This is a genomic window from Marinomonas gallaica, from assembly GCF_001639745.1.
Classification (GTDB): domain Bacteria; phylum Pseudomonadota; class Gammaproteobacteria; order Pseudomonadales; family Marinomonadaceae; genus Marinomonas; species Marinomonas gallaica.
Genome location: NZ_LTAX01000115.1, coordinates 1 through 235, shown reverse-complemented (window position 1 = coordinate 235; position 235 = coordinate 1). Strand labels below are relative to the sequence as shown.

The window sequence follows — 235 nt, the reverse complement described above, 5'->3', positions numbered from 1 at the left end:
AAGTGACTTCGACCTAGTTTTACTCCCAGAACTATGTACAACAGGTTGCCTGTTTCTCTCAAAACAACAAGCCATTGAACTCGCTGAAGACATCCCATATGGCAAAACCACCCAGACCTTAATAAAAATAGCCCAAGCCAAATCCGCTTATATTATCGCTGGCATGCTCGAAACCGAGGCTGAACAACTCTACAACTCGGCCATCATAGTTGGACCTGAAGGCTTTATCGGAAAA

Annotated in this window: 1 protein-coding gene; it reads left to right on the top strand. The window is 44.3% G+C overall.

Features of this window, described 5'->3' with window-relative positions; all coding sequences use genetic code 11:
• The coding region (locus tag AYW76_RS18845) for a nitrilase-related carbon-nitrogen hydrolase (protein WP_197467867.1) at nt 1-235 on the top strand (235 nt) is incomplete at both ends.